The sequence below is a fragment of the Sulfitobacter sp. EhC04 genome (genome assembly GCF_001650875.1).
Taxonomy (GTDB): Bacteria; Pseudomonadota; Alphaproteobacteria; order Rhodobacterales; family Rhodobacteraceae; genus Sulfitobacter.
In genome coordinates this window covers 52,970-73,778 of the sequence record NZ_LXYI01000030.1, presented here as the reverse complement: position 1 = coordinate 73,778, position 20,809 = coordinate 52,970, and the positions used below count along the sequence as shown (strand labels likewise).

General features: G+C 61.9%; 21 protein-coding genes. 4 read left to right on the top strand and 17 right to left on the bottom strand.

Features of this window, described 5'->3' with window-relative positions:
• Positions 1-52 precede the first annotated feature (52 nt).
• The 3 genes from A8B82_RS14065 to phaR all read left to right on the top strand — a co-directional run bounded on the left by A8B82_RS14065 (position 53) and on the right by phaR (position 3,183).
• Entirely contained in the window at positions 53-1,858 is a 1,806-nt protein-coding gene (locus A8B82_RS14065) for a PHA/PHB synthase family protein (RefSeq protein ID WP_067293531.1), read from the top strand.
• A gap of 178 nt (positions 1,859-2,036) precedes the next feature.
• Positions 2,037-2,480, top strand: coding sequence for a phasin family protein (locus tag A8B82_RS14060; RefSeq protein WP_067293528.1), 444 nt, complete (start codon positions 2,037-2,039; stop codon positions 2,478-2,480).
• A 130-nt stretch (positions 2,481-2,610) separates the two neighbouring features.
• Positions 2,611-3,183 (top strand): polyhydroxyalkanoate synthesis repressor PhaR, encoded by a 573-nt coding sequence (gene phaR / locus A8B82_RS14055; protein WP_067293562.1) that lies wholly within the window; start codon positions 2,611-2,613, stop codon positions 3,181-3,183.
• A 100-nt stretch (positions 3,184-3,283) separates the two neighbouring features.
• Here the strand turns inward: phaR and A8B82_RS14050 are convergent, their stop codons facing one another.
• The 17 genes from A8B82_RS14050 to secG form a co-directional block, all read right to left on the bottom strand.
• Positions 3,284-4,462 carry a DegT/DnrJ/EryC1/StrS family aminotransferase gene (locus A8B82_RS14050; protein ID WP_067293525.1) on the bottom strand — a complete coding sequence of 393 codons (1,179 nt, stop codon included), beginning with the start codon at positions 4,460-4,462 and terminating at the stop codon, positions 3,284-3,286.
• 105 nt (positions 4,463-4,567) lie between these two features.
• The gene (locus tag A8B82_RS14045; RefSeq protein WP_067293523.1) at positions 4,568-5,872 is read right to left on the bottom strand and encodes an NAD(P)/FAD-dependent oxidoreductase; all 1,305 of its coding nucleotides are present in this window, start codon (positions 5,870-5,872) and stop codon (positions 4,568-4,570) included.
• Between the two features lie 64 nt (positions 5,873-5,936).
• Positions 5,937-7,295, bottom strand: coding sequence for a glutamine synthetase family protein (locus tag A8B82_RS14040; protein WP_067293520.1), 1,359 nt, complete (start codon positions 7,293-7,295; stop codon positions 5,937-5,939).
• Positions 7,295-7,972, bottom strand: coding sequence for a type 1 glutamine amidotransferase (locus A8B82_RS14035; protein ID WP_067293517.1), 678 nt, complete (start codon positions 7,970-7,972; stop codon positions 7,295-7,297). Before A8B82_RS14035 ends, A8B82_RS14040 begins: the two co-directional genes overlap by 1 nt.
• 8 nt (positions 7,973-7,980) lie before the next feature.
• Positions 7,981-9,315, bottom strand: coding sequence for a glutamine synthetase family protein (locus tag A8B82_RS14030; RefSeq protein ID WP_067293515.1), 1,335 nt, complete (start codon positions 9,313-9,315; stop codon positions 7,981-7,983).
• 90 nt (positions 9,316-9,405) lie between these two features.
• Positions 9,406-10,212 (bottom strand): ABC transporter permease, encoded by an 807-nt coding sequence (locus tag A8B82_RS14025; RefSeq protein ID WP_067293512.1) that lies wholly within the window; start codon positions 10,210-10,212, stop codon positions 9,406-9,408.
• An 85-nt stretch (positions 10,213-10,297) separates the two neighbouring features.
• The gene (locus A8B82_RS14020; RefSeq protein WP_067293559.1) at positions 10,298-11,179 is read right to left on the bottom strand and encodes an ABC transporter permease; all 882 of its coding nucleotides are present in this window, start codon (positions 11,177-11,179) and stop codon (positions 10,298-10,300) included.
• A gap of 107 nt (positions 11,180-11,286) precedes the next feature.
• Positions 11,287-12,021: a transporter substrate-binding domain-containing protein gene (locus A8B82_RS14015; RefSeq protein ID WP_067293510.1), complete on the bottom strand. Its 735-nt coding sequence runs from the start codon at positions 12,019-12,021 to the stop codon at positions 11,287-11,289.
• A gap of 35 nt (positions 12,022-12,056) precedes the next feature.
• A complete protein-coding gene (locus A8B82_RS14010) occupies positions 12,057-12,833 on the bottom strand; it encodes an ABC transporter ATP-binding protein (RefSeq protein WP_067293507.1) in 777 nt (258 codons plus the stop codon).
• A gap of 465 nt (positions 12,834-13,298) precedes the next feature.
• Positions 13,299-13,736: a tellurite resistance TerB family protein gene (locus A8B82_RS14005; RefSeq protein ID WP_067293504.1), complete on the bottom strand. Its 438-nt coding sequence runs from the start codon at positions 13,734-13,736 to the stop codon at positions 13,299-13,301.
• Positions 13,737-13,772: 36 nt separating this feature from the next.
• The gene (locus A8B82_RS14000) at positions 13,773-14,210 is read right to left on the bottom strand and encodes a tellurite resistance TerB family protein (protein ID WP_067293501.1); all 438 of its coding nucleotides are present in this window, start codon (positions 14,208-14,210) and stop codon (positions 13,773-13,775) included.
• Between the two features lie 10 nt (positions 14,211-14,220).
• Positions 14,221-14,871, bottom strand: a complete 651-nt coding sequence (locus A8B82_RS13995) for a hypothetical protein (RefSeq protein WP_082899315.1) — start codon at positions 14,869-14,871, stop codon at positions 14,221-14,223.
• 22 nt (positions 14,872-14,893) lie between these two features.
• Positions 14,894-15,187 (bottom strand): DUF1330 domain-containing protein, encoded by a 294-nt coding sequence (locus tag A8B82_RS13990; protein WP_067293498.1) that lies wholly within the window; start codon positions 15,185-15,187, stop codon positions 14,894-14,896.
• 9 nt (positions 15,188-15,196) lie between these two features.
• Positions 15,197-15,976: a 23S rRNA (adenine(2030)-N(6))-methyltransferase RlmJ gene (locus tag A8B82_RS13985; protein WP_067293496.1), complete on the bottom strand. Its 780-nt coding sequence runs from the start codon at positions 15,974-15,976 to the stop codon at positions 15,197-15,199.
• 535 nt (positions 15,977-16,511) lie between these two features.
• Positions 16,512-17,354, bottom strand: a complete 843-nt coding sequence (locus A8B82_RS13980; protein ID WP_067293494.1) for a hypothetical protein — start codon at positions 17,352-17,354, stop codon at positions 16,512-16,514.
• Positions 17,355-17,644: 290 nt separating this feature from the next.
• A complete protein-coding gene (locus tag A8B82_RS13975; RefSeq protein WP_067293491.1) occupies positions 17,645-19,291 on the bottom strand; it encodes a CTP synthase in 1,647 nt (548 codons plus the stop codon).
• 175 nt (positions 19,292-19,466) lie between these two features.
• Complete coding sequence (secG, locus tag A8B82_RS13970; protein WP_067293488.1) at positions 19,467-19,823, bottom strand: preprotein translocase subunit SecG; 357 nt, start codon at positions 19,821-19,823, stop codon at positions 19,467-19,469.
• Between the two features lie 352 nt (positions 19,824-20,175).
• On the opposite strand from secG, the gene nthA reads away from it, so the two are divergent.
• Positions 20,176-20,784, top strand: a complete 609-nt coding sequence (nthA, locus tag A8B82_RS13965; RefSeq protein WP_067293485.1) for a nitrile hydratase subunit alpha — start codon at positions 20,176-20,178, stop codon at positions 20,782-20,784.
• Positions 20,785-20,809: the final 25 nt, after the last annotated feature.

Here is a 20,809-nt window from a genome sequence, read left to right as displayed (position 1 = left end):
TGAAGCGATCCATGAAATGCTGCACCTGCAAAGATAGGAGCAAAAGGTTAAGATGACAACTAAAACAACAGATGGCCCGGCATTGAGTGACGCTTCCCTGTCCCGGATGGTTGAAAACCTCAAGAAGGTGGAGCAGCTGACCGAGCGGCTGGGGCAGGTGATGGCGCATCGCCAGACCCACCGGCAGGCGCTGGACGGGCCGAACCAGGAGTTGTTTGCCAAGGCGCAGCAGGCCTATCTGACCGAAGCCATGACCAACCCGGCCAAGCTGATGGAGCATCAGATGTCATTCTGGACCAGGACGATGACCCATTTCGTCGAGGCGCAGCAGGCGCTGGCCAAGGGCACGCTGACCGCGCCCGAGGACAATACCCCAAGCGACCGGCGCTTTGCCAATCCGCTGTGGCAGACCCATCCCTATTTCAACTTCGTCAAGCAGCAGTACCTGATCAATGCGCAGGCGCTGGAGCAGGCGGTGGAGGATGTCACCGACATGGAGCCGCGCGAGAAGAAGCGGCTGGCCTATTTCAGCCGTCAGATCATCGACATGATGAGCCCGACGAATTTTCTGGCCACCAACCCCGATGCGCTGGAGCGCGCGATCGAGACGGAAGGCGAGAGCCTGGTCAAGGGCATCGAGAACCTGATTTCCGATCTGGAGGCCAATGACGGCGAGTTGATCGTGCGGCTAGCCGATGAGTCCGCCTTCAAGCTGGGCGAGAACATCGCGACCACGCCGGGCAAGGTGGTCTATCGCAACAAGATGTTCGAGCTGATCCAGTACACGCCGACCACCGACAAGGTGCACAAGACGCCGCTGGTGGTGTTCCCGCCCTGGATCAACAAGTTCTACATTCTGGATCTGAAGGAACAGAACTCTTTGGTGAAGTGGCTGCTGGATCAGGGGCACACGCTGTTCATGGTGTCCTGGGTCAATCCTGACAGCACCTATCGCGATGTCGGGATGGAGGATTACATCGAGGATGGCTATCTGGCCGCGATCCGCGAGGTCAAGGCGATCACCGGGGAGAACAAGGTCAACCTGGTGGGCTATTGCATCGCCGGGACAACCCTTGCCCTGACCCTGGCGCTGCTTAAGCAGCGCGGCGATACATCGGTCAAATCCGCGACCTTCTTTACCGCGCTCACGGATTTCTCCGATCAGGGGGAATTCCAGCCCTTCCTGACCGATGACTTCATCGACGGGATCGAGGGGGAGACGGAGGACAAGGGCATCCTGCCGTCGGTTGTCATGGCGCGCACGTTTTCATTCCTGCGCTCGAATGATCTGGTTTATGCCCCGGCCGTCAAACACTACATCATGGGAGAGACGCCACCGGCCTTTGATCTGCTCTATTGGAACGGCGACGGGGCCAACCTGCCGGCCAGGATGGCGATGCAGTATCTGCGCGCCCTGTGCCAGCGCAATGAACTGGCCGAGGGCGGATATGACATTCTGGGCCATCATCTGGAACTGGGCGATGTCGATGTGCCGCTTTGCGCCGTGGCCTGCGAGACCGACCATATCGCGCCCTGGAAAGACAGCTATCGCGGCGTGCGGCAGATGGGGTCCACCGACCGGACCTTTATCATGACCCAGTCGGGCCATATCGCGGGGATCGTGAACCCGCCGTCCAAGAAGAAATACGGCCACTACGTGAACCCTTCGCTTGAGGCGGATCACGAAGGCTGGCTGGAAGGGGCGAAGTTTCACGAAGGGTCCTGGTGGCCGCGCTGGGGGGCATGGCTGAAAAAGCGGTCCGGCAAGATGATCGAGGCGCGAAATCCGGGTGATGATGGCAGGAAAATCCTGGGGGATGCCCCCGGAGAATACGTGGCGAAGAAGGCAAATCACTGAACGGAATGTACTTTTTCGCGGCATGAAAGTTTAATGCTGCAATGCAGAAAAAGACTTGAAATGCTGCGATGCAGCATGTATATAATTTAGGCAGACGCGGAAGGCTGGGTTCACCACTGGACGCGGAAGGCGGGATGATCCCGTTGAAGTAAACAGAGTAACCTAAGGATATACTGACATGACAAAGACACCTGATATGACCGCGATGTTCAAAGACGTTATGGGTTCGTTCCCGGTTGACACAGCCGCAATGGAAGGCGCTTTCAAAACCAGCGCGACCCTGAACGAAAAACTGTCCGGCGTTGCCCTGACAGCCGTTGAAAAATCCACCGAGGTTTCCTCGAAGTGGACAAAAGACACCGTCGCCAAGATGACCGAGATGGCCAAGGCGAAGTCCGAGCCTGCCGATTACGCAAAAGCGATGTCCGACTTCGCTTCTGCTTCCGCTGAAGCCGCAGCCGAGCACATGGCCGCTTTCGCGGAAATCGCCAAGAAGGTTCAGATGGACACCGTCGAACTGATGATGGCTGCCGGCAAGGACATGCAGGAAGACGCAACCGCCGCAGTGAAAAAAGCGTCGAGCGACGTGCAGGCCGCCACCAAGAAGGCGACAGCGAAGTAAGACCGACGATTGGTATCTCTATCTCCTCCCTGAAAGAAGATGCCATGGGGCGGGTGCTGATGCACCCGCCCTTTCTTTTTGTGAAACATGCGCCTAAGCTGCATTGCAGCACGTAATCGGGAGGATGATTGTGGCGGACCAACCCAAGCCTTTGCTGATCAAGCGCTACGCGTCTCGGCGGCTTTATAATACCGAGACCAGCGATTATGTAACGCTGGAGGATATTGCCGGTTTCATACGTGATGGCCGCGAGGTCCAGATTGTGGATCTGAAATCGGGCGATGACCTGACCCGGCAATACCTGTTGCAGATCATTGCAGAGCACGAGAGCAGGGGCGAAAGCGTCTTGCCGGTCGAGGTTCTGAACGACCTGGTGCGCAGTTACATGTCCGGCAATGTTTCGGTGGTGCCGCAGTTCCTGCAGGCGTCTTTCGACATGCTGCGCGACGGGCAGTCCAAGATGATGGAGAACATGTCGTCGATCAATCCGATGGCGACGATGCCCGGCATGGAGGCGGTGAAGGCCCAGCAGGAAGCCTTCATGAAGGCGATGACCGGCGGTTGGGGCGGCAAGGGTGCGATGGGCACCACCATGCCGACCATGGCGACGGAAGACGAGCCGGAGCCGGAAAAGTCCGAAGATCTGGACGCGATCAAGAAGCAACTCGCAGAGTTGCAGGAAAAATTGTCAAAGTTGAAGTGATCCTGCGGACGCGCGCCCCTGACGGGGCACGCGGCGCGATCCTTGGTTCTGTGCGGCGGGCCTGAGCCCCCTCGGACTGCCGTTGTGTGTGGCCCTGCGGTCAGGCGGCTGCGGCTTTTGTCGTCTGTGCCAGCGCGTTCAGGATCACGTCGCAGACCGCATCCAGTTGATCCATGGTCAGTTGGACCGGAAGGCGCACGTCGCAGGCCTGCATCAACATGGCACGGGTCTGTGGCAGGTCCGGCAGGTCGGGGATGAATTTCCAGTTCCAGAAGGCCCTCGCATTGTCCGTGCTCTGGCCAAAGACCTGCACCTTGATGCCCTGTGCGGCGGCGGCTGCGGCAAAGGCGCGGATCGTGGCATCGTCCATGTCCACCAGGTTGAACTGGATCGAATCCGGCGCGCGCACTTCGCCCTCAAGCGGGGCAGGCACCTGGATGTGGCGCGAGGCGCAGAGGCGGGCGGCCACATGATCGTGGTTGCGCAGCCCGTCGCGCACCCGGCGCGGCAGCTGCGGCAGTTGGGGCCGGATCACTGCGGCGGCAAGGTTCGACATGCGCATGTTGTAAAGCGGCAGGGTGTTTTGCAGGGGGGCAAAGGCATCTTTCAGCACCGCGTGTTTGCTCCAGTTGTGTTCATAGGCGCCGGACATGATGACGGCGCGCGCCGCCAGTGCCGGATCATCGGTGATCATGATCCCGCCTTCGCCCGCGTTGATCATCTTGTAGGACTGGAAGGAAAAGCAGCCGATCCGCCCGATGGTGCCGATCTTGCGGCCTTTCCAAAGGGTGCCCAGCGAATGTGCCGCGTCTTCGATCACGGGAATGCCTGCGGCATCGCAAAGCGCCATGATGGCGTCCATGTCAGAGGTATGTCCGCGCATATGGCTGACGATCACCGCTTTCACGCCGGGCAGTTTGGCGGCGAAATCATCCATGTCGATGCGGTAATTCTCGCCCACCTCGCAAAGCACCGGCAGGCAATCTGCGTGCAGGACGGCGGAGGGGACGGCGGCAAAGGTGAAGCCGGGGATCAGCACCGGGGCCTTGTCCGGCAGGCCAAGTGCCTTGAGCGACAGGAAAAGCGCGGCAGAGCAGGACGAGACCGCCAGCGCATAGCTGCTGCCCATCATCTGCGCGAATTTCTGTTCCAGCAGGGTCACCGGCGCGTCGGATGCGGCGGTGTAGCGGAACAGGTCGGCATCCGCCATCAGGCGGGTGATTTCCGCCAGGGCCTCGGGTGGGATGGCTTCGGCGCGGTGCAGGTCAGGAAGGGTCATTTCATCTTTCCCAAATAGTCATTTTCGTTTTTGTAAAACAAAAAGCTGGTTGCAGAAAGTGTTTTCGCGGCGTCACCGCGTGAAGTTTTTGTGACTCGGTGACGTTCAGACGCCCAGGCGGTCGCGCAGGCTGTACCAGCTCATGGCAAGGACCAGCAGCGGAGACCGCATTGCCGGGCCGCCGGGAAAGGGGGTGTTCGGGATCGCCGCCATGGTGTCGAACCCGTCGCTGTCGCCCATCACGGCCTGTGCCATCAATGCACCGGCATGGGTCGCGGTGCCAAGGCCGTGACCGGAATAGCCCGAGGCCGACAGGATGTTGCGGCCCACCCGCGCCACATAGGGCAGGCGTTTCATGGTGATGCCCAGGGTGCCGCCCCAGGCGTAGTCGATGCGCACGTCATGCAGGTGCGGAAAGATCACCGACATCGGTTTGCGCACCTTGGCGGCGATGTCGTCGGGGAAGCGGTAGCCATAGCTTTCGCCGCCGCCGAACAGCAGCCGCCCGTCATGGGACAGGCGGAAGTAGTTCACGACAAAGCGGCTGTCGGCCACGGCCACATCGCGTGGCAACACGTCCTTGATGCCATCGCCCAGCGGTTCGGTGGCGGCGATGAAATTGTTGATCGGCATGACCCGCGCCGCGACCTTGCGGTTCAGCCCGCCAAGATAGCCGTTGCAAGCGAGGATGACGTGGTCCGCCTCGATCCGGCCTGCATCGGTCTGCACGGTGCAGGGGGAGGCTTCGTCGATGTGATGGGCGGGGGAGGTCTCGAATATGCGCACCCCGGCCTCATGCGCGGCGCGGGCCAGACCCAGCGCAAAGTTCAGCGGGTGCAGATGGGCCGCGCCCATGTCGAGGATGCCGCCGACGTAATCGGGGGAGGGGCAGACGCCCTGCAGGGCGGCATGGTCCAGCACCTCGATCTGGTCATAGCCATAGCGGTTTTCCAGATGTGCCGCGTGGTTGTGCAGATGCGCCAGGTCGCCCTTGTCAGAGGCGGTCCAGGCCACGCCGGGTTTCAGGTGGCAATCGATCCTGTGTTCCGCGATCAGCGATTTGACCAGCGCCTTGGCCTCTTCGCCCATCTGCCAGAGGCGGGTGGCATGGTCCTGCCCCAGCATTTTCTCCAGGCCATCCTGTTCCACGCGCTGACCGCTGCCCAATTGCCCGCCGTTGCGGCCCGAGGCCCCAAAGCCCACGCGCTGCGCGTCGATCAGGATGACATCGCGCCCGGCCTTGGCCAGATGCAGCGCCGCCGACAGGCCGGTGTAGCCACCGCCGACCACGCAGACATCGGCCTTGTGATGCCCTTTGAGCACCCCGAACCGTTCCAGCGGGGTGGCGGTGGCGGCGTACCAGCTTTGGGGATACTGGCCGCGCCGGTCATTGGCGTAGAGCAGATTCACGTCAGGTTCCTATGCCCGTCTTCATGTCCGTCTTCCTGTCTCGGCGGTTGCGGGGCGCGCGGCATCACACGTTCATCAGAAGGTGCTCGCGCTCCCATGGCGAGATGACTTGCAGGAATTCGTCGTATTCGGCGCGTTTCACGATGGCATAGACCCGCGCGAAATCGGGGCCGAGAACTTCGTGCAGCCTGGTGGCCTCTTCGAAGAGGTCCAGCGCATTGCCCAGCACCTGCGGGATGTCGCCGTCACCGTCATAGGCGTCGCCCATGAATTCGGCTTTTGGTTTTTTCTGTTCCATCAGGCCCAGATAGCCGCAGGCGAGGCTGGCGGCGATGCCGAGGTAGGGGTTGCAGTCCATGCCCGGAATCCGGTTTTCGACCCGGCGCGAGTTCGGTTTCGACAGCGGCACCCGGATGCCCGTGGTGCGGTTGTCGCGGCCCCATTCGAGGTTGATCGGGGCGGCGTGATCCTTGACGTAGCGCCGGTAGCTGTTGACGTAGGGCGCGATCACGGCCAGCGCGTCGGGCATGTGGTTCTGCAATCCGGCGATGAAGTACATGAAAGCGTCCGTCTCGCCCTCCTGCGCGTCGGAAAAGATGTTCTTGCCGGTGCTGCTGTCGAGCACGGAATGGTGGATGTGCATGGCGCTGCCCGGCTCGTTCTCGATCGGTTTGGCCATGAAGGTGGCATAGCAGTCGTGACGCAGTGCCGCCTCGCGGATCAGGCGCTTGAAGTAGAACACCTCGTCGGCCAGCTTGACCGGGTCGCCATGGATCAGGTTGATCTCCAGCTGGCCTGCGCCGCCTTCCTGGGTGATGCCGTCAATCTCGAATCCCTGGGCTTCGGCGAAATCATAGATGTCGTCGATCACCGGGCCGAATTCATCCACGGCGGTCATCGAATAGGCCTGGCGCGCGGCGGCAGGGCGGCCCGAGCGGCCCATCATCGGCTTGATCTCATGTGCGGGGTCGAGGTTGCGCGCGACCAGGAAGAATTCCATTTCCGGGGCCACCACCGGCTCCCAGCCTTGTTCACGGTAGAGATTCACCACCCGTTTCAGCACGTTGCGTGGCGAATAGGGGACCGGGTTGTTGTTGCGGTCATAGGCGTCATGGATCACCTGCAGGGTCCAGTCCGCCGTCCAGGGGGCGGCGGTTGCGGTGGTCATGTCGGGGCGCAGGATCATGTCCTTTTCGATGAACCCGTCATCCCCCGCCGCCTCGCCCCAGTCGCCGGTGATGGTCTGGAAAAAGATACTGTCGGGCAGGTGAAAATATTCCTGCCGCTCGAACTTGGATGCAGGCACCGCCTTGCCACGGGCGATGCCGGGCAGGTCCGAGATGATGCATTCGACCTCGTCCAGCCGCTTGCCTTCGAGATAAAGTTGCGCCGCTGCGGGCAGGTCGGTGATCATATCGGCCATCAGGCCCTCTCTTTCTTGAAGAATGCAGCCATCTTGGCAGCAATCGCATGATTGTCGAGCGGTTGATCCAGAACGGCGGTCGCAGCATCGAGTTGCGCGTCGGGGACGACGCCCTTGCCGCGGTGGCGGATCAGCCCGTCGATGAAATCGGCTTCGTATTCGGGATGCGGCTGGATGGTCCAGATGCGGTCATCATAGAGCAGCGCCGCATTGGCGCAGAAGTCCGTCGCGCCGATCACCTGCGCCATCTCGGGCTTTTCCACCACCTGATCCTGATGCCAGGCGTTGATGGCAAAGTCCTGCCCCTCGATCGGATAGACAACCCGGCCCACGGACCAGCCGCCCGCGAATTTCTCGACCTTGCCGCCCATGGCCTGCGCGATGACCTGATGGCCGAAACACACGCCGATCATCGGTACATGCGCGGCATAGCTGTCGCGGATGAACTGTTCCAGCGGGGGAATCCAGGGGTGCGGTTCATAGGCCCCATGGCGCGAGCCGGTGATCAGCCAGCCTTCGGCGTCATGCACGCTTTGCGGCATCTCGCCATCGACGACGGACCAGCCCTGATAGGTGAAATCGCGGTCGCCCAGAAGCCGCGCGAAATAGGCGTCATAGCGCCCGCCGTCAGACAGTTCCTCGGGCGGATGGCCGGTGATGAGGATGCCGATTTTCATGGCTGCTCCTATACAGTGTCGAGGTAGATGATGACCCGCTCTTCAGGGGTGAGTTCCTGCATGTAATGCAGTTCCTGCCGCTTTGTCAGGACAAGATTTCGGATCATTTCAGGCGCGAAGATGCGGGCGACAAAAGGGTCGGTTTCAAAGGCGTCGATGGCCGCCTCCCAGTTGTCGGGGATCTGCGGCAGGTCCGCGTCATAGGCGTTGCCGGTGACCGGGGGCGGCGGCGTTGCGCCATCTTCGATGCCGGTGATGGCGGCCCCCAGCACGGCGGCCAGCATCAGGTAGGGGTTCACATCGCCGCCCGAAACACGGTGTTCGATCCGCCGCGCCGAGCTGCTGCCCGAGGGGATGCGGATGGAGGAGGTGCGGTTCTCATAGGCCCAGCTGACCCCGGTGGGCGCATGGTTGCCCGGCACCAGCCGGTCATAGCTGTTCAGATGCGGGGCAAAGACCAGCGCAGAGCCGGGCATGGCGGAAATGCAGCCCGCGACGGCGCTTTTCATCAGGTCGGTGCCTTCGGGCCCGCCATTGTCAAAGACGTTGTTGCCGGATTGATCCAGGACCGAGAAATGCGTGTGCAGACCGGAGCCGGGATAATCCTCATAGGGTTTGGCCATGAAGGACGCGGCAAAGCCGTGCCGCCGTGCCAGCCCTTTCACCAGCATCTTGAACAGCCAGGCATCGTCAGCGGCGCGCAGCGCGTCGTCGCAATGCATCATGTTGATCTCGAACTGGCCCAGCCCGGCCTCTGAAATCGCGGTGTCGGCGGGAATGTCCATTTCCTCGCAGGCGTCATAGAGGTCGGTGAAGAAACTGTCGAACTGGTCCAGCGCCCGGATCGACAGGGTCTCAGCGGCCTTGCGCCGCTTGCCGGAGCGGGGCGAGATCGGGATTTGCAGGTTGCGGCCCGAATCGTCGATCAGGAAGAATTCCAGTTCCACCGCGCAGACCGGCGTCAGGCCGCGCGCCTTGAACCGGTCGAGCACCGCGCGCAGGGCGTGGCGGGGATCGCCCTCATAGGGGCGGCCGTCTTCGTGGAACATCCAGATCGGCAGAAGGGCGGACGGGGTTTCAAGCCAGGGCATCGGAAGAAAGCCGCGTTCGGTCGGTTTGAGAACGCCGTCGCGGTCGCCGCTGTCGAACACCAGCGGGCTGTCGTCGATGTCTTCGCCCCAGATGTCGAGGTTCAGCACGGAGAAGGGAAACCGCGTGCCTTCGGTGGTGACCTTGTCCGCGAAACGGGTCGGGACACGTTTGCCACGCGGTTGACCGTTCAGGTCAGCGGCGGCCACACGGATCGTGCGGACATGTGGGTTCTTGCGGAGCCAGTTTTTCATTGCACACCTGATAGGCCGTGGGACAGGCGTTCAGGCCAGGGCCCAAGAGCCGCCATCCACCCGCCGGATAATTTGATCAAAAGTTTGATACTACCGGATCAGATTGGGGCGCAAGCGTAATTTTTGGCGGCGTTCCTGGGGCAGGTGCCGGTTCAGCCGTCTGTTGATCAGCCCGAAAAGGCTGATCACGATCAAAGTCAGCAGGATGAAATACCCCGCGAGGATCGGATAGGGGACAAAGGGATTGAAGGTCTTGTCCGCGAAATAGCTGGCGTAATACAGCGCGTCGCCTTTTTGCTGGACGGCCGGGAAGCCACTGAAAAACACCAGTGTTGTTGCGTGAAACAGGAAAATCGCCTCATTCGTATAGGCGGGCCAGGCCAGCCGCAGCATCGTCGGCCAGATCACCCGGCGAAAGCGTTTCCAGCCCGACAGGCCATAGGCATCCGCCGCCTCGATGTCGCCCTTGGGCACCGACAGCAGCGCGCCATAGAAGATTTCGCCGGTATAGGCGGCGGTGTTGCAGAAAAGCACAACCAGCGCGCCGAGCCAGGCGGCAGAGAAGGGGTCAAAGAAGGCCGCCTGCTGTTTCAGAGTCAGGAACAGGAAGTAGCCAAAGAAGAACTGGATAAAGAGCGGCGAGCCCCGGAAGATGAAGATGAACCATTCCGACGGCTTGCGCAGCAGGGGGTTGGGGCTGGCCTTGCCGACGCCCAGGGCTGTCGCCAGAAAGAAGCCGCTGACCAGGGCCAGCAGCCCGAAATAGACGTTCCACAGCATCCCCGACCCGATCAGGGTGAACTGGTCGCACAGGGTGAAGTTGTCGCGCGGCAGCAGGCGTTCACCGATGCCCAGCGACCGCAGGCCATAGTCCTGGATGGTTTGCAGGCAGGTCATGTCCGTTGCTCCTTGTGGAGCAACGCGGCCGGATGAGCGTATACGGAGCATGCGCGTCCGGCCCCATTTGAATGTGAAGAACAGGTCATGCGTTCTTCCTTTGCGCTTCGCCTGCCATGGTGGCCTGACCGCGTGTCAGCCGGGTCATCAGGCGGCCCAGCACGATCTCGGAGACCCGCGTGAAAGCAAGGTAGAAGACCAGCAGCGCGAGGAAGTACCACACGCGCCAGTCGCCGTGCGGGTAGTCGGTAAAGCGGGGCGTCTTGGCCGCGCCCAGCTCGCGCGCCCAATAGACGATATCCTCGACCCCGAGCAGAAACAGCAGGGGGGTGGATTTGATCAGAACCATCCACAGGTTCGACAGGCCGGGCAGGGCATAGACCCACATCTGCGGCACCAGGATGCGCCAGAAGGACTGGCGCGGGGACATGCCATAGCTCTCGGCGGTCTCAAGCTGGGCGCGGGGCACGGCGCGCATGGCACCAAACAGCACATTGGCCGCGAAAGCCCCGAAAACGATGGCGAATGTCAGGACCGCAAGGGCAAAGCCATAGGTCTCATGCACCCATTGGGGTGAGTTGCCCAGCGGCATCTTGGCGGCCTGGCAGACCAGAAAATCACTGCCCTGGCGGATCGGCTGATCCCAGTCGGGGCATTTCACCTTGTGGCGCAGGTATTCGATGCCCTGATCCAAAGCGATCACAAAGAACAGAAAGAACGCGATGTCCGGCACGCCGCGCACGATGGCGATATAGCCCTTGCCGAACCACCGCAGCGGGGCAAACTGCGCACGCGCCGCCATTGCACCGCCAAAGCCGAAAGCAAGGGCTGTGGGCGCAGTGATGGCCAGCAGCAGCAGCACGGTGCCGAATGCGCCGTAAAAGGCCAGATGCTTGCCCGTGGTCAGGAAGCACGCCAGCCAGCCGAGCCCCTCCAGCGTCGACGGGTCGGCGCAGGCTTCAAACATGGTGCACCTCGGGTGAAGGGGCCACATGCGCAGGGCGGAAGGGGGGCATATGCGGGATCATTGTATGGAATGGGGCGGACCGTCGGACCGCCCCGTTCCTCATCGGATCAGAAGGTTTTGGCGTCTGCGCCGAACCATTTGACGATCAATTCGTTCAGGCTGCCGTCATCCTTCATGGACTGGATCGCCGCGTCGAACTTTTCCTTCAGCTCTGTGTCGCTTTCGCGCAGGCCAAGGCCGATACCACCGCCCAGCGGCACGTCGTCACCGGCAAATACCATCTCGCCGCCCGATTCCTCGACTGTGGGGGCCAGCGCGTCCTTGTCGGCAAACACGGCGTCGGCTTCGCCGGACATCACGGCGGCGACGGTTTCGTCATAGGTGGCGAATTCCAGCAGGGTGGCACCGGATTCCGCAACATAGCCGGCCTGGATCGTGCTGGTCTGCGCCGCGATCACGCCGCCTGTCAGATCCGCGTCAGCCGATTTCGCGGCATATGCGGATGCGGCGGGCGGGAAGTAGTTCTGCGTGAAGTCGATGACTTCGTCCCGCTCGTCGGTGATCGACATGCCAGCGATGATGGTGTCGTAGTTGCCTGATGTCAGGTTGGGGATGATGCTGTCCCACTCATTGGTGACCCATTCGCAGGTCAGTTCGGCGCGCGCGCACAGCTCGTCGCCCACTTCGCGCTCGAACCCGTCCACTTCACCGGAATCGTTGAGGAAGTTGTAGGGAGGGTAGGCACCCTCTGTCCCCATGCGGATGGTCTTGCCATGGGCGTCGGCAAAGGCCGCACCGGCCATCATTGCCAGGGCTGTGGCTGAAAGGATAATCTTTTTCATAACGTGTTACTCCCGTTCTGGTTTTCGTTTTTGGTTTACGTTGCGTGGGTTGCCGAAAGGAACCCGCGCAGGCGTTCTGATTTGGGCGCGCCGAACAGAATGTCGGGCGCTCCCTGTTCCTCGATCAGGCCCTGATGCAGGAAAATGACGTGGTCAGACACATCGGCGGCCAGTTTCATGTCGTGGGTGACGATCAGCATTGTGCGCCCCTCGGTGGCCAGATCCTTGATCACGCGGACCACCTCCTGTTCCAGTTCCGGGTCCAGCGCGCTGGTCGGTTCGTCGAACAGCAGCGCCTCCGGCTCCATGCACAACCCCCGCGCAATCGCGGCACGCTGTTGCTGGCCGCCGGACAGTTGCGCCGGGTAGACATCGCATTTGTCACCGATCCCGACCTTTTCCAGATAGCCGCGCGCGGCCTCTTCGACCTCGGCCCGGTCGCGCCCCAGCACGGTCAGCGGGGCCTCCATCACGTTTTGCAGGATGGTCATATGGGACCACAGGTTGAACTGCTGGAACACCATGCTGAGGTTGGTACGGATGCGCAGCACCTGTTTGGGGTCGCTGGGTCTGCGGCCATGGCCGGTGCCCTTCCATCTGACGGGCTCGCCCTTGAACAGGATCTCGCCCTGCTGGCTGTCTTCCAGCAGGTTGCAGCAGCGCAACAGGGTGGACTTGCCCGACCCGGACGATCCGATCAGGGAGATCACGTTGCCCTTGGGGGCACTCAGGCTGACGCCCTTGAGCACTTCCAATGCGCCATAGGCCTTGTGCAGGTCATTGATCTGGATGACGGGGGTCTCAGGGGCCACTTGTGTCACTTCTTACCGTTTCGATGTGACATAAGGGAATAATTTCCCTCAGATTGCAACGCCGTGTTTGGCAGGGCCACATTATTTGCGTGCTGACCTCGGGTAAATCGCTGAAGGTCAGGGCAGATGCCGGCACCGCTGTTCTGAGGCGCTGCGTTGCGGGTCAGTCTGCGGGGATGACTTTCGATGTCGCGCTGGCGTCACCAACCTGCGCAGGGCTGTGGTCAGATTGCCTGTCGGGGTGCCGCCAAAGGCCCGCCTCAGGGCCTGGGGAATGGCAGTGGCCGTGGCGAAAGCTTCGGCACCTGATACCGAAATTCGCTTTTGTTTCAGACTGGTGACGATGGAGCCAGCGCGCATTCCCGCGCCGCAGGAAGCCAGGCGCGGTGATCGCCAGCCCGTGCCGTGTGCCCGATGTGACCAGCAGGGCATCGGGATCGACCTTGCCCTGACGTTGACCGCTGCCTATGTGCCCGCGACCCTTTGGCGAGCCATGGCGCTGTCCTTGTCCTCGACCCCCAGCAAGCTGGCAACCAGGCGCAACAGCGCGTCTTCCTCGTCGGCGCGGGTGCCGTCGGCCAGCACCACCTTCCACAGCGCCTCGATCACGCCAAGGCGATCCTCGTAAGGCACCGCATCCTTGATCGCGCGGGTAAAGCGCACAGTGTCGGGGGCCTGGGCCTCCAGCTCTTCGGCGTCGGCGCGCAGGGCAGTCGCCTCACTCGGGGACAGCCCATAGCGGTCGCGGGCGATTTCCTCGATCCGCAGCACCTCGTCGGCGTCATAGTCATTGTCCGACCGCGCGACACGCACCAGAAGCGCTGTCAGCGCAAGGCGGGCGTCGGTATCGGCAAGCGGGGCGGGATCCGGCTGGGTCAGCCGTTTGATGAAATCAGCAAACATGATCAGGATATAGGCCCGTGTGCGCGCCTTGCCAACTCAGAGATTGCGCAGGGCATCATCGCGTGCGGCCTGCATGTCGTCATCGGTCAGGCCCAGGGCTGTTTCGATGGCAAGCAGTTGGATTTCTTCCTTTTCATCGCGATCGCCGTCGGCCAATGCGACGGACCACATGGCATCGCCCAGGGCCTTGCGCTGGGCATAGTCGACCTCTTCGCGCAGGATATCCACGAATTCGGGCGTGCCCGGCGCGTCCCGTTCCAGCGCCTCGCAGGTGGCGCGCAGTTTCGCGGCCTCAAGCGGTTTCAACCCGAATGTCCGGGCCAGGATGCGGTCGATCTGTCCGACTTCGGCCACGTTGTAATTGCGGTCGGCCAGCGCCACGCGCACCAGCAATGCCCCAAGGGCAAGCTGCGCATTGGGCTGCGGCAGGGGTTTCGGCGCGGGTTTGCGGCGGGGGAAAAGGCGTTCAAACATGAAGGCGTGTCTAGCTCAGGTCCGGCGGATTTCCAAAGCGTAAAGTGTCGATTGCGATGCCTTCTGGGTCAGTATTTGTCAAAACAACGCCTGCAATGTCACGGATGTCACCGGCGCGGGCAAAGCCAAGGGTGAATTCGCCCGTGGGCTCTATCGGAACGGCCCCGATGACCGACCCGTCGCGGCGCAGGAACTGGGCAAGCGCCGCACCGGATTCGCCGCCACGCAGGGCAAAGGAGAGGGCGCTCTGGTCATTGTCGAAGAGAAAGGCAATCGCCCCTTCGCCCTGACCCTCGCGGCGGGGAAAGCCTGCGGGACCATAGCCATTCAACACCGCATTGCCGTAGAAATGGACCACTGACAGGTTCTGTCCCGGCGCACCCGGCAGCAGGATCAGCGGACCCAGCGCCGCGCCGATGACCTGATCGTGGGTGTCCGCCGCCGCGAGGCCCTGACCTGCGAAATGTTCGCCGAACTGCGCCCCGTCTAGGTTCAGCACATCATCTGTCAGCAGGCCCGGTCCGCCTCCGGACGGAATGTCGTCAAAGGTGATGACACGGGTCAGTGCCAGGCTGTCGGGGTTCACCAGACAGACCGGCGCGCCACAGGCAAGCAGGCCGGTGGGCAGCAAGGCGAACAAAAGGGCGCGCAACAGGATCATCGGCGCAGCCTATCACGGATTTTCAGCCGTCGTACCCCTCGACGATGATCATATCGCCTTCCGAGACCGGCAGGCGGATTTCCCTGGCTTTCTGGTAGGCATCGCTTTCGTAACAGGCGATGGCATCGGCAAGGCTGTCGAACTCCAGCACCACGGTGCGGCTGCGCCAGGTGCCTTCGCGCAGGTTCTGGGTGCCGCCGCGCACCAGGAACCTTGCCCCGAAATCGGCAAAGGGTTTCGCATTGGCCGCGCGGTAGCTGTCGTAGGTTTCGGCGTCATTCACATCCAACCGGGCAATCCAGTATCCCTTGGGCATCGGGGGCTCCTATTTCAGTTGTGCAAAATGGGTGGCCAGGCGTTTGGCCTCGGCCTCCAGCCCGTAGGGCGGGTTGATGATGAACAGCCCTGACCCCACCATCCCGTGGCCGGGGCGCGCAGGCGGGAAGCGGACCTCGTGGCGCAGGGCGTCTGGGTGGCTGCGGGCCAGGTCTGACAGCATCGGCTGATGCGCCTTGCTGGTCAGGATCGGATACCACAGCGCGATGATGCCGACATTCCAGGCCCGCGCCAGTTTGGCGATGGTACGCGGCAGGCTGTCGTAGTCGGTCTTGATCTCATAGCTGGGGTCGATCAGCATGATCCCCCGGCGCGGGGTCGGCGGGGTCAGGGCAAAGGCCATTTCCACCCCGTCGCGCAGATGGCAGGTCGCGGGGTAGGGCGACATTGCAAGGTCAAGGGCGGCATGTTCGGCGGGGTGCAGCTCGGCCAGATGGATCCTGTCGTCCGGGCGCAGCAGCCGCGCCGCGATCAGCGGGGAGCCGGGATAGGCCCGTGGCCCGTGATCCGCGCGCACCGTATCCAGCACCTGCGCATAGGGGTGATCCGCACCGAACCAGCCGCGCGCGCGGTCGATGCCCTGCGCCGCCTCGCCGGTCTTGCGCGCGGCCGCATCGTCCAGATCATAGAGCGCGCGGCCGCCGTGGGTCTCAAGATAGGTCAGCGGTTTGTTCTTGGCGGTCAGATACGCCAACATCCAGGCCAGAAGCCCGTGTTTGTGCACATCCGCCAGATTGCCCGCGTGGTAGATATGTTGATAGCTCAGCATGGGAGGGGTGTAGTGGATTGCAGCGGCGTGGCAAGGGCTCAGCTTTCGCGGGTGTCAGGTGTCAGACAAAAGCGACTTTCCTGTCAGGTCGCTGACCCCGGATCGCTTCTGCCAAGGATAAGCTGCCGTTCCTGCGCTTTGCGGCGAAAGTCGGGAGCGAGCCCTTTCCTCTACCCTCGCGCGGATTCAAGGCCGCAGGCCGCCGCGCATCATGCCAGAGGCATGTCTGCGACATGACGGGCCGTCCGCCGGCACGGCGATTTGGCTTCTGTAGTGTCTGACAGATAGTTAGGAGGTGCTTGGCTGCCATTAAGTGCCAGTCACTGAGGTCGGATCGCCGAACCACGGCCCGTCGATGCGCGGCTTGACGTTTCGCAGCAAACGGCAACAACGTCCCGCTGAGCAGACCCCCGAGTGTGCCGCGTCGAGGGTCTGGTTTGGGTCGGAAATTATTGGCATTTGAACCGGGATAGCCTGGCACGGCCTTCCGACAGGATTCAGGAAACCCCTTGGTTCGAGTCACTTTCGCAAGGCCTCAGCTTTCGCGCGCATCCTCCAGCGCGTTGCCCCAGAACCGGCCCTTGACCATCCAGGACAGCCCAAAGGCCCAGAGCGCCACGGTCTCGAACCAGAACGTCAGTTTGTTGCGGGGCCACCAACTCAGGTCCAGATCGGTCCATGCACCAAGCGCGGCGTAGGCTGCCATGGCAAGGATACAGCAGATCATGATGCTGCCACAGGCGACATACAGACTGTTGCGGATGATCTTGGTCTGTTTCAACGACCCGTCGAGCTTGCGCTGATGCGGCTCCACGGCGGTAAAGACAAACAGCGCGAACCACGCCAGGAAGGAAAACAGCAGGGCCGCACAGGCGTAATGCACGCTGGCCGAAAAGGTGGTAAGCTGGAAGTACGGCGCAAGATCGGGCAGCCCGTCGATCGGCGGCACCTTGATCAGGTCCAGCTGATCGGGGTCGGGGCCAAAGCTGACCATGGCGCGGGCGGTGAAGCTTTCTGCATCGCAGCCAAAGCCGGAGGTTGGAAACAACGCGACGCCGATGGCAAAAACACCGGCCCAGGTGGCCAGACGCCCCTCTGCGCCGTCCTTGTCCTCGCCCTGATAGACCCACAAATAAGTGCCGATAAAGACCAGCGCCCCGATAAAGGGGCCGCCCAGGAAGGGCGCATAGTAATAATGGCTGATGGAGGCGCGGTAGCAGGTCGGCCAGTAAGGGTTGAACACCCCGAACAGCATGATGATGGGCAGGCCAAGCGCGACCAGCCCGACAAAAAAGGCAAGGGTGCGCTGGTTGATTGTCGCATAGGGGTCTTTTGACGGGTTTTGATACCGGTCGGCACCGGTCTGAAATACTTGCATGGATCTGGCTTTCTGAAATGGCGGTGTGAAATGCCGCCAAGGGTACTACCAATACGTTATTCCCGCAAGACGGGAGGGGGTGCTTGCCCCGCTGCCCGGTGTCAGCCGTCCTTGCCCGTGGCCCGGCTGGCAGGTTCAACCGCCATGCCCGCTTTCTTTCCGTGTCGTCCCTGTGGCGTTGAAACGCCCTACAGCGTCCCGCCTTTAACCTGAAACATATCACTTCGCCAATGTCCCGAGAGCGCGCAGCGCGGCAGGGTATTGGCGATTCAAGTTTAAGGCGGGGCGCTTTAGACCAGCCGCGAGTTCTCCTTGGCGGCGCGCACGAAATCCTTGAACAGGGGATGCGGGGCAAAGGGTTTGGATTTCAGCTCGGGGTGGAATTGCACGCCGATGAACCACGGGTGATCGGGCCATTCCACAATCTCGGGCAGGCGGCCGTCAGGGGACATGCCGGAAAAGACCATACCGGTTTTCTCAAGCTGCTCCTGATAGGCGATGTCCACCTCGTAGCGGTGGCGGTGGCGTTCGTCGATCTCGGTGGTGCCATAGGCCTCCGCCACGCGGGACCCCGCCTTGAGCACCGCGTCATAGGCGCCCAGACGCATGGTGCCGCCCTTGTCGTCGCCCAGTTTGCGTTCGACCTTGTGATTGCCCTGCACCCATTCCTTGAGGTGGTACACCACCGGCTCGAAACGCTTTTTTCCGGCTTCGTGGTCAAATTCCTCTGAACCGGCTGTCTTCAGACCGGCCAGATTGCGGGCGGCCTCGATCACCGCCATCTGCATGCCCAGACAGATACCCAAATAGGGCACCTTGTGCTCTCGGGCGTATTGCGCCGCCTTGATCTTACCCTCGGTGCCACGCTCGCCAAAACCGCCGGGCACAAGGATGGCGTGGAACCCTTCCAGATGCGGGCCGACATCCTGCGCCTTGTCGAAAATCTCCGAATCCACCCATTCGACGCGGACCTTGACCCTATTGGCCATGCCGCCATGGGTCAGCGCCTCTGCGATGGATTTATAGGCGTCCTCAAGCTGGGTGTATTTGCCGACGATGGCGACCTTGACCTCGCCCTCGGGGTTGTGGATGCGGTCATAGACATCGTGCCACATCGCCAGATCGGGGCGCGGCGCGGGGGAGATTTCAAAGGCGTCCAGCACGGCCTGATCCAGCCCTTGGGCATGATAGGCCAGCGGGGCCTCGTAGATCGACTTCAGATCATAGGCGGCAACCACGGATTCCTTGCGCACGTTGCAGAACAGCGCGATTTTCTCGCGTTCCTTTTCCGGGATCGGCTGTTCCGAGCGGCAGACCAGAATGTCGGGGGCGATGCCGATGCTTTGCAGTTCCTTGACGGAGTGCTGCGTCGGCTTGGTCTTCAACTCGCCGGAGGCGGCAAGGTAGGGCAGCAGGGTCAGATGCATGAAGATGCATTGCCCGCGCGGCTTGTCATGGGAAAACTGGCGGATCGCCTCGAAAAAGGGCAGGCCTTCGATGTCGCCCACGGTGCCGCCGATCTCGCAGAGCATGAAATCGACCTCGTCGTCACCGATGTGCAGGAAATCCTTGATTTCATTGGTAACATGCGGCACCACTTGGATGGTCTTGCCCAGGTAATCGCCGCGGCGCTCTTTCTCCAGCACGTTGGAATAGATGCGGCCGGAGGAGACGGAATCGGTCATCCTTGCGGGGACCCCGGTAAAGCGTTCGTAATGGCCCAGGTCGAGATCGGTTTCGGCCCCGTCATCGGTGACGAAGACTTCGCCATGTTCGAAAGGCGACATCGTGCCAGGATCGACGTTCAGATAGGGGTCAAGTTTGCGCAGCCGCACCGAAAAGCCCCGCGCCTGCAGCAAGGCCCCCAGCGCCGCGGAGGCCAGCCCCTTGCCCAGTGAAGAGACCACACCACCGGTGATGAAGATATATCGCGCCATGTTCGGACAGCCCCCGTGTATTCGCATTTCTGTGGCAAAAACCAGCCAGACGCGCTGCAGAAAACCGCAGCACCACGGGACTTAAGCCTAACAGGATTCGGTTGGTCGAGGCAAGAGTCGCCCGCAACATCATGTTGCGAAAATCATCCTATCCTCAAGGTATTGTGTTTGCAGGTTAATCGGCTGCGGGCACCAAAGGTGCGTTGTCATCTGCGGTCGGTGGCAGCAGGTTGTCGCTTGCAGGGGCGGTGCCGCCATCCTCGGACTGGCTGGCTGGTGCCGCGCCCAGACGGTCGATGACGGAAGCCCCCGATGATTTCTGCGCCACGATGATGGTCAGCGATATCGAGGTGATCAGGAAGGCCACGCCCAGCAGCCAGGTCAGCTTGCCCAATGCGGTTGCCGCCGCGCGGCCCGAAACGGCACCGCCGCCGCCCATGCCAAGACCGCCACCCTCTGATCGTTGCAGCAGGACAACCGCAATCAGGCCAAGGGCCAGCAGAAGGTGAATGATCAGAAGGACGTTTTCCATGGGACCGCTTTCGATTTGGTTTGGGCGTATCTAGGCATCTTTGCCACGCGGGGCAAGGGAGGATTGGCCCACTGCGCGTCAGGCGCGCCACAGCGGTGAAACCCCGCTGCCCTGCCCAAAACAAAGACCGCCCATTGCGGTGGGCGGTCTTTCTCGAAGCGGTGCTCTACCACGCCTTTGTTTAAGAGGTTTTCCCTGGAAATGAGGTGTATCAGACTCGCTTCATGCAACCTGTATACCATATTTTTCCGCGGATTTCGCCTGTAAAGTGATCAGAAATCAGAAGGACTTGGCCGGTTCTGCGGGTTTCTGCCCATGGACAAGCGGGCGGGCCTGCGGCAATCATTGCCGCATGCCACATGACCATGATGAACCTCACAGCCTGCTGCCCTCTGACCCTGCCTTGCGGGTCAAGGCGCTTGAAACGCTTTTGACGCGCAAGGGGCTGATCGACCCGGCGGCGGTGGATGAAATCATCGACACCTATGAAAACCGGATCGGCCCGCGCAATGGCGCGCGGGTGGTGGCGCGGGCCTGGTCCGACCCGGCATTTCATGCCGCACTGATGGCGGATGCGACCGCCGTGGTGGCCGAGATGGGGTTTTACGGGCGCCAGGGCGAACATATGATGGCGGTAGAGAACACGGCGCAGCAACACAACATGGTCGTTTGTACCCTGTGCAGTTGCTATCCCTGGCCGTTGTTGGGGATACCGCCCGGCTGGTACAAATCCGATGCCTACCGCGCCCGCGTGGTGCGCGAGCCGCGCAGGGTACTGGCGGATTTCGGCGTTGAACTGCCGCCCGAGACATCGGTGCGGGTCTGGGATTCGACCGCCGAGATGCGCTATCTGGTGATCCCGCGCAGGCCCGAGGGCAGCGAAGGCATGGACGAAGAGGCGCTGATGGCCCTTGTCAGCCGCGACAGCATGATCGGCACCGGCCTGGCGCGGCGGCCATGACCCGCGTTCATGACCATATTGGCGC

Coding starts and splice junctions, on each gene's coding strand:
- A8B82_RS14065 (WP_067293531.1), top strand. CDS start 53: ATGACAACTAAAACAACAGATGGCCCGGCATTGAGTGACGCTTCCCTG.
- A8B82_RS14060 (WP_067293528.1), top strand. CDS start 2,037: ATGACAAAGACACCTGATATGACCGCGATGTTCAAAGACGTTATGGGT.
- A8B82_RS14050 (WP_067293525.1), bottom strand. CDS start 4,462: ATGACCCTTCCTGACCTGCACCGCGCCGAAGCCATCCCACCCGAGGCC.
- A8B82_RS14040 (WP_067293520.1), bottom strand. CDS start 7,295: ATGGCCGATATGATCACCGACCTGCCCGCAGCGGCGCAACTTTATCTC.
- A8B82_RS14035 (WP_067293517.1), bottom strand. CDS start 7,972: ATGAAAATCGGCATCCTCATCACCGGCCATCCGCCCGAGGAACTGTCT.
- A8B82_RS14030 (WP_067293515.1), bottom strand. CDS start 9,315: ATGAAAAACTGGCTCCGCAAGAACCCACATGTCCGCACGATCCGTGTG.
- A8B82_RS14025 (WP_067293512.1), bottom strand. CDS start 10,212: ATGACCTGCCTGCAAACCATCCAGGACTATGGCCTGCGGTCGCTGGGC.
- A8B82_RS14020 (WP_067293559.1), bottom strand. CDS start 11,179: ATGTTTGAAGCCTGCGCCGACCCGTCGACGCTGGAGGGGCTCGGCTGG.
- A8B82_RS14015 (WP_067293510.1), bottom strand. CDS start 12,021: ATGAAAAAGATTATCCTTTCAGCCACAGCCCTGGCAATGATGGCCGGT.
- A8B82_RS14005 (WP_067293504.1), bottom strand. CDS start 13,736: ATGTTTGCTGATTTCATCAAACGGCTGACCCAGCCGGATCCCGCCCCG.
- A8B82_RS14000 (WP_067293501.1), bottom strand. CDS start 14,210: ATGTTTGAACGCCTTTTCCCCCGCCGCAAACCCGCGCCGAAACCCCTG.
- A8B82_RS13995 (WP_082899315.1), bottom strand. CDS start 14,871: ATGATCCTGTTGCGCGCCCTTTTGTTCGCCTTGCTGCCCACCGGCCTG.
- A8B82_RS13990 (WP_067293498.1), bottom strand. CDS start 15,187: ATGCCCAAGGGATACTGGATTGCCCGGTTGGATGTGAATGACGCCGAA.
- A8B82_RS13985 (WP_067293496.1), bottom strand. CDS start 15,976: ATGCTGAGCTATCAACATATCTACCACGCGGGCAATCTGGCGGATGTG.
- A8B82_RS13980 (WP_067293494.1), bottom strand. CDS start 17,354: ATGCAAGTATTTCAGACCGGTGCCGACCGGTATCAAAACCCGTCAAAA.
- A8B82_RS13975 (WP_067293491.1), bottom strand. CDS start 19,291: ATGGCGCGATATATCTTCATCACCGGTGGTGTGGTCTCTTCACTGGGC.
- secG (WP_067293488.1), bottom strand. CDS start 19,823: ATGGAAAACGTCCTTCTGATCATTCACCTTCTGCTGGCCCTTGGCCTG.
- nthA (WP_067293485.1), top strand. CDS start 20,176: ATGCCACATGACCATGATGAACCTCACAGCCTGCTGCCCTCTGACCCT.